Source organism: Syntrophomonas sp. UBA1041 (genome assembly GCF_002316705.1).
GTDB lineage: Bacteria > Bacillota > Syntrophomonadia > Syntrophomonadales > Syntrophomonadaceae > DTU019.
Map to the genome: position 1 here is coordinate 86,964 of NZ_DCEA01000003.1, position 14,626 is coordinate 101,589.

General features: G+C 53.5%; 12 protein-coding genes. 1 reads left to right on the forward strand and 11 read right to left on the reverse strand.

The window, feature by feature from the left end:
- Positions 1–163 precede the first annotated feature (163 nt).
- Entirely contained in the window at positions 164–841 is a 678-nt protein-coding gene (locus B2633_RS00940; protein ID WP_483168662.1) for a DUF4489 domain-containing protein, read from the forward strand.
- A gap of 151 nt (positions 842–992) precedes the next feature.
- Here the strand turns inward: B2633_RS00940 and B2633_RS00945 are convergent, their stop codons facing one another.
- From B2633_RS00945 to B2633_RS00995, 11 genes are all read right to left on the reverse strand, one after another.
- Entirely contained in the window at positions 993–3,644 is a 2,652-nt protein-coding gene (locus B2633_RS00945) for a PAS domain-containing protein (RefSeq protein ID WP_483168664.1), read from the reverse strand.
- Between the two features lie 165 nt (positions 3,645–3,809).
- Positions 3,810–4,565 carry a TIGR00266 family protein gene (locus B2633_RS00950; RefSeq protein ID WP_481038317.1) on the reverse strand — a complete coding sequence of 252 codons (756 nt, stop codon included), beginning with the start codon at positions 4,563–4,565 and terminating at the stop codon, positions 3,810–3,812.
- Positions 4,566–4,795: 230 nt separating this feature from the next.
- Positions 4,796–5,806 (reverse strand): magnesium/cobalt transporter CorA, encoded by a 1,011-nt coding sequence (corA, locus tag B2633_RS00955; RefSeq protein WP_483168665.1) that lies wholly within the window; start codon positions 5,804–5,806, stop codon positions 4,796–4,798.
- Between the two features lie 181 nt (positions 5,807–5,987).
- Positions 5,988–7,088: a tetraprenyl-beta-curcumene synthase family protein gene (locus B2633_RS00960; RefSeq protein ID WP_483168666.1), complete on the reverse strand. Its 1,101-nt coding sequence runs from the start codon at positions 7,086–7,088 to the stop codon at positions 5,988–5,990.
- A 2-nt stretch (positions 7,089–7,090) separates the two neighbouring features.
- Positions 7,091–8,008 carry a polyprenyl synthetase family protein gene (locus tag B2633_RS00965; RefSeq protein ID WP_481038314.1) on the reverse strand — a complete coding sequence of 306 codons (918 nt, stop codon included), beginning with the start codon at positions 8,006–8,008 and terminating at the stop codon, positions 7,091–7,093.
- A gap of 193 nt (positions 8,009–8,201) precedes the next feature.
- Positions 8,202–8,939 carry a type 1 glutamine amidotransferase gene (locus B2633_RS00970; protein WP_483168667.1) on the reverse strand — a complete coding sequence of 246 codons (738 nt, stop codon included), beginning with the start codon at positions 8,937–8,939 and terminating at the stop codon, positions 8,202–8,204.
- Positions 8,940–9,160: 221 nt separating this feature from the next.
- The gene (locus B2633_RS00975) at positions 9,161–10,546 is read right to left on the reverse strand and encodes a MurT ligase domain-containing protein (RefSeq protein WP_483168669.1); all 1,386 of its coding nucleotides are present in this window, start codon (positions 10,544–10,546) and stop codon (positions 9,161–9,163) included.
- A gap of 124 nt (positions 10,547–10,670) precedes the next feature.
- Positions 10,671–11,873 carry a glycosyltransferase family 4 protein gene (locus B2633_RS00980; protein WP_483168670.1) on the reverse strand — a complete coding sequence of 401 codons (1,203 nt, stop codon included), beginning with the start codon at positions 11,871–11,873 and terminating at the stop codon, positions 10,671–10,673.
- Positions 11,874–12,302: 429 nt separating this feature from the next.
- On the reverse strand, positions 12,303–12,782 hold the full coding sequence (locus B2633_RS00985) for a TraR/DksA C4-type zinc finger protein (protein ID WP_483168672.1): 480 nt from the start codon (positions 12,780–12,782) through the stop codon (positions 12,303–12,305).
- Positions 12,783–12,819: 37 nt separating this feature from the next.
- Positions 12,820–13,134 carry a DUF5665 domain-containing protein gene (locus B2633_RS00990; RefSeq protein WP_483168673.1) on the reverse strand — a complete coding sequence of 105 codons (315 nt, stop codon included), beginning with the start codon at positions 13,132–13,134 and terminating at the stop codon, positions 12,820–12,822.
- Positions 13,135–13,186: 52 nt separating this feature from the next.
- Positions 13,187–14,554, reverse strand: coding sequence for a DUF711 family protein (locus B2633_RS00995; RefSeq protein WP_483168674.1), 1,368 nt, complete (start codon positions 14,552–14,554; stop codon positions 13,187–13,189).
- Between the last annotated feature and the right edge of the window lie 72 nt (positions 14,555–14,626).

Genomic DNA, 14,626 nt, shown 5'->3' on the forward strand with positions numbered 1-14,626 from the left:
TGTACCCGGGTTGGCTATAGCGATGACAATCAGAACCATAAAAACCTCTAAATAAAAATAGTTTGACTCTGTATCCGGAACACTGTTTCTTCAATATGAATAAAATGTTAAACAAGGGAGTATATCTCTTCACTGCCAATAACTAATAAGGAGGAATATATTAATGACCAGATTTAAACGCGGTCACAAGTCCAAAAGAAGAAATCGTGTTTTAGCCGCTAACACCAGAGTGTGTCACAGCAATGTGCTCAGCAGCAGAGTGTGCCACAGCTGCGCATGTCACGTGAGTCCCAGCAGTGTGAGTCCTACCTGTTCGTGTCCAAGTGTATTGGCCAACACCATAACAGGCGGTACCCCGAGAGTTTGTTTTACCACCTCGAGAGCCAGCGGTGGAGTACCGATTTGTCCTACTCCTGCATCGCCGCATTTATTCTTGGTTTGCGGAAGGGCCTTTGACATCAACTTAAAGGACGTTCGCGAAGGTTCTGCCAACATCCTGCTTGCAAGAGTCACAGTTGATAAGTCTTCATGTATCAGACCCATCGTGAAAATCGATTTTTCAACCATCATTGAAGTAGAGGATGATAAGGAAGTCGAATTGGTGATTGCCTTAAAGAGAACTTGCGACGGGCATTGCACTATACTGCAAACTTACGAACTCGAATTTGATGATGTTGAAAGGCTTCCGTTCAGCTTTACTTTCTGTGATGATGACTGCCACTCCCTATTCGGTATCTGCGAATATACCGTAGAGATTATTGATATTGAAGTGGAAAACGGCCATAAAGTCGATGAAATCGAGACGGAAAGCACTGCCATCACTGCAATTGTTCAGAGATAATGTAATGTAGCAACGACTCATGCAAGCGGGACGGTTCTTGACTTGCCCCTGGCGCAGGGGTGGGGTAGATAGGAATGGTGGGACGGGTGACAGATGGGGACGGTGACAAATGGGGTCGGTCCCCATCTGTCACCCGTCCCCACTTGCGCGCCTATACTTTGGGGAACCTCACGTAAAAGGTGGTACCGGTAGATTTGGTTTGATAATCGATGGTGGCATGGTGGCGGGCCGCGATGCTGTAGCACACCGCCAGCCCTAGTCCGGTTCCGGTATCTTTGGTAGTAAAAAAAGGCGTTCCCAATTTGTGCAGTATCTCCGGGGGTAAACCGGAGCCCTCATCCCTGATATACAACACAATTCGATCCCCTTCCGTTCCGGTGCCGATAGTCAGAGTTCCCCTGGGCGGCATCGCATCCAGACCATTGCGGGTCATATTTAAAACCAGCTGGCGGAATTCGTTCTGATCGATCAGGGCCGCAGGAGGCTGGTTTAACTCCAGATGAACCGCCATCTCCCTCAGGTTGGCCTCGGACATGATCATCGGATATAACGTGGTTATCAAATCATCCAGTGAATGCAGCCGCAGATCAACGCGTTTATCCCTGGCCATGCCCAGGTATTCGCTGATAATGGCATTGGCCCGGTCAATCTCTTCTATCATAAGCTCGAAATAGCTCCGGTCATTTTCATACTCATTTCTATGCCCCAGCATCTGCAGAAATCCGCGTACTGCGGTCAAGGGATTTCTTATTTCATGGCCGATGCCGGCCGCCATCTCCCCGATCATGTTGAGCCGGTCGAGGCGGGCGATTTCGGTTTCCATCAATTTTTCTTTAGTTATATCCCGCATTATAACTACCCGGCAAATCTCATCGTTGAGATTCATGGTTACAGTTGATACTGATGTGATAATTGCATTCCCTGTTTTTGACCATAACTTCCATTCCGGTATCCTGATTTCACCTGTCACGACCAGCTCTGCCAAATAGGATCTGGCCTCATCCAAGGCATCGCCATAAAAATCCAATTCTTCAGGGGTCTTTCCCAAGACTTCTTCCCGCTCATATCCGGTGATTTCCAACAGCCGGTGGTTCACATCCACAAACGTGTCGTCCGCCATCCGTATGATGGCAATCATGTCCGGGTTATTGTCAAATATCTTGTGAAAGCGTTCTTCCGAGGCGCGGAAAGCGTCTTCGGCCTGTTTTTGCTTAGTGATGTCGATATCAATCTCCAGTATGAGCGGAGAACCGTCAACGTCTATGAAGGGCAAATCGTAAGCGTCAATGATGCTGCCATCGGGCGCGGTTAAGCGCCAATAATGAGGTTTGCCGGTTTCTAAGACGCGGTAGGCCTGGCAGAAATCGCAGGGCTCGTCGAGACCAAAAATATAATCGTAACAGTGCCGCCCCTCCGACTCGCCGAATTTGTTGCGAAAAGCCCGGTTGGCAAAGGCAACGTGGTGATCAGGTGTCAAAATGCATATTATTACCGGCAGTGTCTCCAGGACATCAAATAGCCGCTGCCGTTCAAGGGACAGCTCTCTGGTGCGTTCTTGTACTTTGGCTTCCAAATGGTCATGGGCTTTTTGTAACTCTTTCTCAACATGTCTGCGCTCGGTGACATCATAGCCAATCACCGTTGCTCCCAGCGGTTTGCCATCCTGGTCGGTGGTATAGGTAACATGCAATGAGGCCAGTATTTCCCGGCCGGCTTTGGTCTTCACTGAACAATCCACAATAGGCTCAGGTTTTTCACCGTTCAGCCACTGCCTGGCCCTGAGTTGAAAAATTTCCCTGCCCTGCTCGCCCAGAATATCAACGGGAGCCATCTTCAGCAATTCATCGCGGCGGTATCCTGTCAATTTACACATGACAGCATTAACGGAGACAAAACGCTGTTGTTGGAGGTCAATTTGACAAATGGCGGCCGGGGCGTTTTGCACCAGTTCGCGGTATTTTCTCTCGCTTTCCCGCAAGGCTTCCTCGGCCTGAACACGTGGAGTAGCGTCCCGGATGGATGATATGATGCCTTTGTATTCGCCGCCGGGCCCTGTCAGAACGGTTCTGCTCACATCGATGACGATCGGCCGGCCATCCTTTCTAAACCATTTTATGTTTACCAATTGCTCATCTATTGTTTCGAAATCTATCTTCCAATCATACAAATAATGGTAGGCCGCTTGTGCCCCTTCATCGACATGGCTGTTTACAAAACTATAAAAGCGCTGCCCCAGGAGTTCATCCTCTTTCCAGCCGAATAAATCTTCAAAAGCCCGGTTGCAGTAGATGATGAGCCCGTTTTCATCCACAACCATGACGGCATCCTTGACATTGGCCAGAATTTGAGCTTGAAAAGCCAGAGTCTCTTGTTCCCGCCGGCGGGCTTCGCTTTGCTTAAGGGTCCGCTCCCTCCTTAACGGATCGGTTATATCGGTGAAAACAACCACAAACTTGTTTTCCGAATGGAGCGAAAAGGCCTGCACGTTAAACCAGCGGTCCAATGCGGTGTTATACTCTTCAAACTTCAGACCGCGGCCGGATCGCACCACCTCTCCGAATTTTTCTAACCAGGCCGATTCGATATTGGGCAAAAATGCCGTGGCCCGGCGCCCCAAAACCTGCTCTTTACTGAGGCCGGATTGTTTTTCATAGGAGTAATTCATATCGAGGACAGTATAATCGACGGGCCGGCCATTATCGTCAAATATCATCCGGGCTACTGCCATTGCTTCGGTGCAATTGTTCCATATCAGCTCAAATATAGCGCTTTTTTCAGCGTTTGTACTCTCTTTATCTCTCATCTTCCAACTCCGCCCCTTAAGACAACCTGTAATAGGAGGATGGTCATAATCGGGGATTTCCTGCATAGTGTGACAACCGTGTGACAGCAGGTGATGGTGACAAAAAAGGAACCTCCCCCATTGTCACCATCACCTGCTTGCGTCAAGAACCGTTTGTGTGATAATTTAGTCGCCGGAGATCATGTTGCCGAGGATGCCGCCCAGGCCGCGGTTCTCTTCCCGGGAACCTCCCACCCTTGAAGCGGCGACTATACGGTCGGCCAGACGGGACAGGGGCAGGCTTTGCAGATAGACCAGGCCCGGTCCGGTCACAGTGGCCATGAAGAGGCCTTCCCCGCCGAACAGGGCATTTTTGAACCCACCCACAAACTCGATGTTATAATCTACCGATTCGTCAAAAGCGGCCAGACAGCCAGTGTCTACTTTAAGTTTTTCACCAGACTGCAGCCTTTTCTCAATCAGTGTGCCCCCGGCGTGTACGAAAGCCAGGCCATCCCCTCTGAGGCGCTGCAGGATGAAGCCCTCTCCGCCAAACAAGCCAGCCCCGATTCTTTTGGTAAAGGCGATCTCAATCTCCACCCCCCTGGCGGCGCAGACAAAAGAGTCTTTCTGGCACATGAAACGCCCGCTGTGCTGTCCCAGTTCGATAGGGATGATTTTCCCCGGATAAGGGGCCCCGAAGGCTACTCTTTGCTTGGCTTTAGCCCCGTTCATGAAGGTGGTGATAAAGAAGCTCTCTCCGGTGAGCATGCGCTTGAAGCCCTGGAACATACCGCCTCCGGTTCCGGTCTGCATCTGTATGCCCGCGTCCATGTAGGTCATGGCCCCGGCCTCAGCACGAACTCCTTCCCCCGGATCCAGCTCAATCTCCACTAACTGCATATCGTCTCCGAAAATTTGATAATCGATGATGTCAGCCATTTTTTGCTCCTTTCCCAATATGTATTTTAAGGGTAGGCTGCCGCATAGCTGCCGCCCTTTACAACCTTTTCGCTCCGCTTAAGCAGGCCGGTTGGGTAACAGACGTAAGTCAAGAACCGGTCCCGCTTGCATCCACTTGCGCGCTGCCGGGATGCGGCTTGATACCCGCCCCGGTCTTTCAATATGATGTTTCAGCCCTGAATCGATAGGGCGTGCGCCTACTCTGCACCCTATAACCAACGTCTACGCCGGTAATACAACAACATACCGCCCGCCACGGCAGCCATCAGCACCCAGGCCCCGATATAGCCGAAACGGTGCCCCAGTTCCGGCATATAATCAAAATTCATGCCGTAGACACCGGTGATGAAGGTCAGGGGGATAAAAATGGTGGACACTACCGTCAGCACCTTGATGACCTCGTTCATCTCGTTGTTAGCCAGCGACAGGTAGGATTCCAGGATGCTGGCGGTGATTTGCCGGTAGGAATCAGTACTGTGCAGTTGCTGCAAGGTGTGGTCATAGCAGTCGCGCAGGTATACCAGAGTGCCGGTCTGGATCAGGGGTATCTCGCCGGTGCGCATGTCTTCGATGACCTCCTGCGAGCCGGCGATGATGCGCTCCAACTCCACCAGGCGAACCCGCAGATGATGCAGTTTGGCGGTGATGGCTTCGCGGGTGATGGAAAATATCTGATCCTCCATTTCGAAAACCTCTTTGCCCACCTCTTCCAGCACCGGAAAGACACTGTCGATAATGCGGTCACAGAGGCTGTAGCACAAAAAGTCGCTGCCTTTTTTGCGGAGATTGCTGTTTCCGTGCTGCAGGAGTTCCTGTAATGGTTCAAACAGACGGTTTTCGCGGGGGACGATGGTAATTACATAGCTGTCTCCCACAAATATGCTGACCTGCATCCGCTCCTGGGTCTGGTGATCCATGGCGTACATGGCCAAAAAGAGGTTTTGATCATACATCTCCAATTTGCTGCGCTGGCCCTGATGGGTAACATCCTCAATAGCCAACGGGTGAAGCTGATAATGCCCGGCCAACTGTTCAAGGATTTCCCAGGTGACCTGCCCGCTTATATGTATCCAGGTGATTCCCGCTTGCGCCGGCGGCCAGACAAGTTGACCGTCCTTCAGGTGCTGAACCGTGACAGAATCGGGACTGTAGTTGAAAATGGTGATTTGCATGGGATGGCTGGGGTCTTCCCCGTTCGGCTGTGCAATCGCTGCGGGCACCGCTTCACCTGCTTCCTGCTGGATAAAAGAACCTTTACTGCCAATATTATAGCCTAGCTGCCAAACTTTGAGAAGAGGACACCCCTTATGCAGGATATGCCGCAGAGAACCCTTTCCCCCCGCTTGCACGCTGATATATTTTCGAATAAAAAAGACACCAGGAAAGCTTCCTTCTGGTCCATTACAGGACTTTGCGGACCATGCGGCAGATGCGGTAGGTGTTGACGGCTCGCTGGCCGGAGCAGTTGAGCAGGCTCTGGGCCAGGTCTTGATAAGATTGGGCGGCAATTTTGGCATCAGAGAGGTAAAGACCTAACAGCCCTTCCACCACCGTGATGTGAAAAGCCCGGTTGGGCATGCTGGCCGCGCAGTCATGGGCCTGGCAAACAAAAAATTTGAGCCGTTCCAGCATCTCCCCTTCATCCCGATAGTAGAAAGTAAAATTCAAATCGCCACTCTGCCGGTCTTCCTCGCGGTCTATGAAGTAGTCCAAGAGGATGTGCAATCCACAGATCCATGGGAAGTAGGCCTGCCAGGTACGGTGCATGCTGGCGTCGTCCAGTTCTTCCCGGCAGGCCAGGCCCAGCAGGGCAAATATAGCCAGGGTAGAGCCGGTGGCGGCGGCGAATTCCTGCCAGCGCACCCCGGGATAACGCGAGGCCTGCTGGCTGGCCCAGCTTATGAGCTGCTCTTCCCGGATCTCCGGGTCCAGGTGTTTGCGCACCTGCAATTCGCTGTACCAGTTGGCCAGTTCCCAGAGCCGCTCCTGCACCCTCCAGTAGTTGGGGAGGGTTTCGATCTGAGTCTGGCACTCGGCTACCAGCTGGCTGATATAGCCGCCATCCTCCTTGTACGGATAGAACAGGTAGTAGTCGCCGCAGGCGCTGCCGGGGGTCAAGGCCGTCAATAAGCTGTTGTGCAGATGACGGAAGGCCTGGCCATCGGTGCTGCCGGCCCGGTCGCACAAATTGTCCAGATAATCGCATAAGATCTGATAGGCCACGATGATACGCAAGAGGGTTTTTTCATATCCGGGCGCTAAGCTGGCGAAAACCGCGCCCCCCTGGCAATGAAAAGCCTTGTGCTCCAGACTGGCCAGAGCCATTTGGCGCAAGACCGGATCCGGGCAGCGTTCTGCCTCCACCCGCCAGGCGGCCAGCAATTTTTGCACCCGGGGGAGTAAGACCAGAATATGGTGTATGAGCAAAGCCGACTGCCCCGGGGCAGCCTTGCGCCGGGGACGTATGCCGGCAGAACTTCGGGCGGTTTTGGTAGCAGTCATATTCAGGCCTGCCTTTCCATAGGTGGATGATAACGCCCCAATACCGGGCGATAGTTGTCGATAAAACTAAGACAGGTACTCTTCAATTCTTCCAGGCTTTCGCCGGAAGGCAGTTCCGCCAGGCGCTCCAGCCCGCGCTCCAGGAAGGCCCCGGCGTGCTCGATAGCTTCCCCGACAGAGCCGCTCTCGATGACTATATTTATAATCTCTCCCAAACTGGCGGCAATGCTGGAACGCCGCTCCAGCAGGCCTGTCAGCCGCTGGCCGTATTGCTCGTTTTTTATGGTTAATATGACCGGCAGGGTGATATTGCCCTGGGTGATATCGTTTCCCACCGGCTTACCCAAGGTGGTGCTGTCGGCCACCAGATCCATCACATCATCGATAATCTGATAAGCATAGCCCAAACACATCCCGAACTGCTCCAGATGCTTGACCTGCTCAGGGCCGGCCTGGCTGATCAAGGCGCCGATTTTGCAGCTGGAGGCGAACAGACAAGCGGTCTTGCGATACGTCTTGTCGTAATACTCATCCAACCCGATATTCAGGTCGTAAGCCTGCCCCATTTGAATGATCTCCCCGGAACACATTACCTGAATGGTATGGGTGATGTTTTCCATGACCCGGCTTTGCTGATGGCGGTTGATGAGATGAAAAGCCGTGGCAAACAGGAAATCGCCGGCCAAAACGCTGGCCTGATTGCCGTAACGGGCATTGAGGCTGTCACGCCCGCGCCGTATGGGGGCATGGTCGATCACATCGTCGTGCACCAGTGAGGCCAGATGGATCAATTCTACCGCCACGGCAATATCACGCACCACAATGGGGTCATGCTCATTCAAGGCGGCGGTATGATACACCAGACGGGGGCGCAGCATTTTACCGCTCCCCTCTAAAAGATAAGCCATGATTCTATCCACCCGCGGACTGCCGGTGCTGGTAACCTGGCGAAGGCGGTTCTGTATGAGTTCAGCCGGAAATGGGCTTGGTTTGACAGCTGTTGCTTGTTTGATGATGACAACTCCCCTTCTGATAAATTCTGTTTGTGGCTAGTATTCCCTACCGCATACAGAATATACCAGCATTCGGGAACTGGCAGGTATGGGTGGCAGGCTATGATGTGAGGATTTTGTATTTGACCTGCTGGTGGGCGAAGTTTTCAATGCTATCATAAAGCGGGGTGATCGTCGCGGTGAGGCCGCGCCGTTCTGCCATGGCGCTTATATAGAAATCGGCTACAACCGGGTTTTTAGGCAACAAGGGGCCATGCAGATAGGTTCCGATGAGGTTGTGGTATTTGAGGCCTTCGCTGCCGTCCTGCCCGTTATTGCCGTACCCTTTAACGACCCTGCCGAAGGCCTCCAGGCGGGGATCGTCAAGATAGGTGCGCCCGCCATGGTTTTCGAAGCCAACCACCGTGGTATTACGGCCATTGAGCTGCGTTTCCAGCAAAATGTTGCCGATCAGGCGCGGCTCCGAACCCCGGGTGATGAAGTCGAAGAATCCCAATCCCTGCAGTTTTTGCCCGTCCGCTGCGATGTAGGACTCCCCCAGCAGCTGGTAGGCCCCGCAGATGCACAGGACCGGCAGCCCCGCTTCGATGGCGTCAAAGAAGGCCTCGGCCCGGGTTATAAGGTCCTCATACACCAGGCCCTGTTCGCGGTCAGAACCGCCGCCCATGAACACCATGTCCATATTGTCGAAATCAATGGCCTGGCCCAGGCCCACGCTCTGAATCCGGCATTCATGCCCGCGCCACGCCAGGCGCTTTTTGAGGCAGATCAGATTGCCCCGGTCGCCGTACAGGTTCATCAAATCAGGATACAAATGGGCGATGTTGAATTGAGCCATGTTTCTCTCCTAATACTTCGCTTTTGCGGTGCCGCCGGCACCTTTTAGGAGCCTCAGGTACTGTTGTTCTCGATCCGGGCCGCCGGAATATGACCGGGCAGGGCCACGGTTTGAGAAGTATCAACCCGCACCGATTTGAAAAAGGACCCCAGCTCGATGAGCTGAGTCTTGCTGAGCTGGCCCGAATCTGCGCAGCGGCTTCACGATTTTCCCCGAGCCGTTCAGGACTTCTGGTAGGCCCGGCGGGGTTCGGCTTTTACAGACGGTTCGCTCTGCATACCCAGAAGTATTTTGCGGCATTGGAATAAGGCCGTATAGGTGGATAAAATGTAGCCGACCTGGCCTGTACCCCCGAGGGTTTTCTTGATACCGGCCTCCAGGTCGCTCTCAATCTCTATAACCCCGCTGTCGACTCCAGCGTATTTCGCCCTGACCGCCATATCTCCACTGCGCAGCCCGGAACAGACCAGGATGGTTATCCCGGCGCCGGGTTCGGCCAAAACCTCCAGATCGGCATCCCAGATCCAGGAGATATCGCGCCCGTCGGCGGCATTGTCATTCAAAGCCAGAAACAGATTTTTGCTTCTGCCGTCCTGCAGCAGGGCCTGTAGGCTCTGATTGAATCCGGTGGGGTTTTTGACCAGGATCAAGGTGGCCTCCCGCTCTCCTACGCTGAAGCGCTCCATGCGCCCCGCCTGGGGCTGGAAGCGGGCCAGGGCCTCCTGTATGACGGCATCCCTAACCCCCAGGCCTCTGGTCAAGGCCACTGCGGCCAAAAGATTATAGGCGTTATAGAATCCCTGGTAAGGGCTCTTGATGGGGATTTCATTTACTTTCATGGCAATGCCTTGATCAAGCTGCAGATCAGTCGCTACGAAATCGGGCTCCGGATTCTGGTTGCCGCATTTGGGGCAGCGGAAAACCCCGAGCTGCGCGAAATGAAAACGCAGGTACTCGATCTCCTCCCCGCACAGCATGCAATAGCGCCCCTCCCGGCTGTTGTGATTCTCCAGGGTGTCATAAGGGGTTTCGTCAAAACCGTAATAGCTGCAGGGCAGTCCGGTATCCTGCGGGAAACTGCTCATCAAGGGATCGTCCGCATTCAGCCACAACCGCAGGCGGCGGCCTTTCACGCCCTCTTTGATTAAGCCGATGGTATAATCGAGTTCGCCGTAACGGTCCAATTGGTCGCGAAAAAAATTGGTTACCAGCAATACTCCGGCATCCACCTCTTTCAGCAGCGGGGCTACATTGGCCTCGTCGGTTTCAAGCAGGGCATAATCCCAGCTTCTGCTGCCGGTCAGGTTGGTGGCCCCGATAAAGGCGGTGGTGATGCCGTTTAGCATATTGGCCCCGGCCCGGTTGTGAACTATCTTATGGCCGTCGGCGTTAAGAATTTGTGCGATCATGTTGCTGGTGGTGGTCTTACCGTTGGTGCCGGTAATGATGATGATCTGCTTCTCTACCCGGCCGGCCAGTTTTCTGAGTATCCCGGGGTCGAGCCGGCGCGCCACCCGCCCGGCCATGACCGTGCCTTGATTGCCGAAGCGGCGGCTGAGCTTTATGATGATTTTGGCGGCTATTATAGCCAGGATGGTCCGCAGCATTTGTGGTCTCATTCCCGTTCTGAAATGTTCCTCAATCTGGGGTGGGGCTGTCCCATTAACAATGTAACACAAACCCACCCCGAACGAAACTGGGAGGGCATGGGGGAGGAGAGGCCAGCCTCTCCTATGGCGCGATGCGGGACAGCCAGTCGTACACCCGGCTGCGGCGGTGAACATTCTTATTTATCAGCTGTTGATAGACCTTTTCCAGCTCCAGGGTCATGTTCTGAGAGGAGATCTCCTCGGCCTTCAACAGGGCATTGTGCCGGAAAAACTGATAAACCTTGTCATCGTTAAGCATGCGCAGGACGGCCCTGGTGAATTCCTCCTGATCACATGCGGTTAAGAGCCCGTTGATGCCATGATCCACCATGTCCAATACCCCGTAGGCCTTAATGGCTACCACCGGCAGACCGGCGGCCATGGCTTCGACTAATACCAGTCCCTGGGTTTCGGTCATGGAGGAGAATATGAAAAGGTCGGCGCTGTAGTAAACTTGAATCAGGGTTTCAAAGGGAACCGCCCCGGTAAAGATAACGTCCCGCTCCAGACTTAAGCCCAGCTCCGCCACCTGCTGTTTTAAGGCGCTTTCCAAAGGCCCCTGCGCGGTTATCACCAGAGTGGTCTGAGGTTTTTGCCGATGCACCCGGGCGAAAGCATCCAGGAGGAATTCCAGGTTTTTCTCTTTGGTGAGTCGCCCCACATTGAGCAGAATTTTATTCTCAGCGGGAATGTCGTAACGCTCCCGCAAGATATTTTCCCTGCGGCTCACCGCTTTGAACAGCTGCACCGGCACTCCGGTGGGGATCACCGAGATGGGAGTGGGGATGTCATAACTGGAGAGAATATTGCTCACCTCTGAGCTGGGGACGATGAGATGATCCACCTGGCGGCAGAAATTATTGCTGAACTTGACGGTCATTTCCCGGGCCAGCTCCTGGGCCACGGGGAGGTAGTGTATGTACTGGTCATAGAGGGTGTGATAGGTAAATACGATAGGGAGATTAAGGCGCCGGGCATAGTGCAGCCCCACCCGTCCCATGGTAAATGGGGAGTGAACATGGATGATATCCAGATCCAGCTTGCGCAGGAGGTATTTCATGCCCGGAAACACCGGTATGGCCAGGGTAAAATCAGGGTTGGTCGGCGCGGGTACAGAGTAGTAGCGGTATACCCCTTCTTCGGTTTCCACATAATTGGAATAATTGGGAGCAAATATAAACAACTGGTGCCCTAATTTTTCTAATTCCTTTTTAAAGGTGGTGATCGAGGTAACTACACCGCTGGTATAAGGTTTGTAACTATCGGTGAAAATCCCGATTTTCACGCCCAGTCCTCCTTTTCCATGATGTACTCGTCAGTCTTGCCTTGGTTATAACTACTATAAACAAGCCAGAAATGTTTGGCAATGTTCAGCTTAAGCCAAAATTCCAGCCTACTCGTCCTGTTAAAGCAGGAAGCGACAATAGTGGCTATTTACACTTTAGGAGACCGGATTGTTCAAAAATTGACGGCCCGTTCATCAGCCTAACGGGGCCGGCAATTATTGGCAACTGAGCCCGGAGTCTAGAGACTTTACAGCGGCACCCCCGGCATATGCGCTCGTTTTAAACTACGCCCCAGCCTTTCTAAACTTGCACCCCGTCAAATCCAAGGTGCTCGTCTTAAATTATTCTAAGCCTGCCCACCGCGTTCAATCCGGCTCCAGCCGTACCCGTTCTCATCTTAAGTAAAGCTAAACTTATTTGTGCCTCGCTCAATCCGGGTCCGGGTTGTGCAAGGTATTGCGATATTCATCATGGTCGTAGCCAGCTATATCGAAAGCGGTATCGAACATCCGGCCCGGACTGATCACGTCCTCCTCGGCAGGGCGGGTGTAGTTGTGACTGTGTTCGCGGGCGCAGCGGGCACAGAGCGTGGTATTGACCACCCTTTGCAGACGGGCCGGTTCGATGGGCTGGCCGCACTGCTCACAGATCCCGTAGGTGCCGTTTTGATAATGCATCAGGGCATCATTGACCTTCTCCAGTTCAAATTCCAGCATTTCCAGGAGGCCGATTTCTTTTTCGCGCTCATAGGTATCGCTGGCCAGGTCTCCGGGGTGCTGATCGTAAAGAGACAGTTCGTCCAGGTATTCTGACATAGGCATTTGCAGAATATCACGCCGGCGCACGATCTGCTCCTCGATATCTTGTTTTCTGGATAATAAAGCCTGGTAATAATCAATCTGGTTCATGGCCTTTCCTCACCTTCAGGTTATTTTACAAACCCGTTTAATCGACCCCCAACTGTTTTTGCACAATCTGTACGATATCGGCGATAAAATCGCCGATTACCGGTAAATTGAGAAGAATGGCGCGCTGTAGCAGATACAACACCAATGCGGCCAGAATGGTAAATCCTATGGCCATGCCCAGTCCCCGGGCCACCCCGGACCAGAAGTTGATCCAGAACAGCCGCCGGGGATGGCGCAGCATCTCAATGTACTCCGCCACCCCGATTTTGTGCATAGTCTCAGCCATTTCCTCCAGCTTGCGGTTTAATCTCAGAAGCAGCTCTACCTGTACATCCTGGTCATTTTTCTTCACTTTCCTCACCTATATATATATTATTCCAGGTTGAGCGGCTTCAATACGCTTTTTAATTGTTGAGCGAATGGATAGGCGCGGGGATTCTGCCTTTACGGGCGATGAAATGCGCAGGAGAGCAGTTGTTCACCGGCATCACCGGTGCGCGTCCCAAGAGTCCGCCGAATTCCACCCAATCCCCGGGCTTTTTGCCCGGTGCGGGAATTATGCGCACTGCCGTAGTTTTGCGGTTTATCATGCCGATGGCGGCTTCGTCAGCGATTATAGCCGAAATGGTGTATTCGCTGGTGTCGCCGGGAATGGCGATCATGTCCAGTCCTACCGAGCATACTGCGGTCATGGCCTCCAGCTTTTCAATACTCAGGGCTCCTTCGGCGGCGGCCCGTATCATGCCGGCATCTTCGCTGACCGGAATAAAGGCCCCGGAAAGACCCCCTACATAGGATGAAGCCATGGCTCCGCCCTTTTTGACGGCATCGTTCAACATGGCCAGCGCGGCGGTACTCCCCGGGCCGCCCACCCGTTCCAGGCCCATGGCTTCGAGGATATCGGCCACACTGTCTCCTACCGCCGGAGTGGGGGCCAAAGACAGATCCAGAATGCCGAAAGGCACCCCCAGGCGCTTGGAGGCTACCCGCCCCACCAGTTCGCCGGTGCGGGTGATTTTAAATGCGGTGTTTTTGATGAGATGGGCCAGTTCGCCCAGATCGCAGCCGGGGTTGTTTTTTACCACCGTGGCCACCACCCCGGGGCCGCTGATACCGATATTCAAGACTGTTTCAGGTTCGCCCGGGCCGTGGAAAGCCCCGGCCATGAAGGGGTTGTCTTCGGCTGCGTTGCAGAACACCACCAGTTTGGCGCAGCCCAGGCCGTCCCGGTCTGCGGTGGCCTGGGCCGTGGCCTTGATGATCTTGCCCATATCATAGACGGCATCCATATTTATGCCCGACTTGGTGGTCCCCAGGTTGACTGAGGAGCAGACCCGCTCGGTCGCGGCCAGAACCCGGGGAATGGTTTGCATCAAATTGTAGTCGCCGCTGCTGTAGCCCTTGTGCACCAGGGCTGAAAAGCCGCCCAGGAAGTTGACCCCAACCTGGGCTGCGGCCCGGTCCAGCTCCAGGGCGATGGCGAAGATATCGTCTTCGCCCAGGCCGTTGACCAGCATGGCGATGGGGGTTACGCTGATGCGCTTGTTGATGATGGGAATGCCGTAATCCCGCTGGATTTCTTCGCCGACCCCGACCAGATCCCGGGCCAGACGAGTAATCTTGTCATAAACCCGCCGGCCGGTCTTTTTACCGTCCTCTTCCCGGCAGTCCAGCAGGTTTATGCCCATGGTGATGGTGCGTATGTCCAGGTTCTGGCCCTGCACCATATTGATGGTTTCCAATATTTCCTCTTTACTAACTTTAAACGGCATATCCGCCCTCCTTAATGACACCCGGTGAGTTTTCCTTGTGTCATTTTTTAAGTCGTAAATGAAGCAATAAGC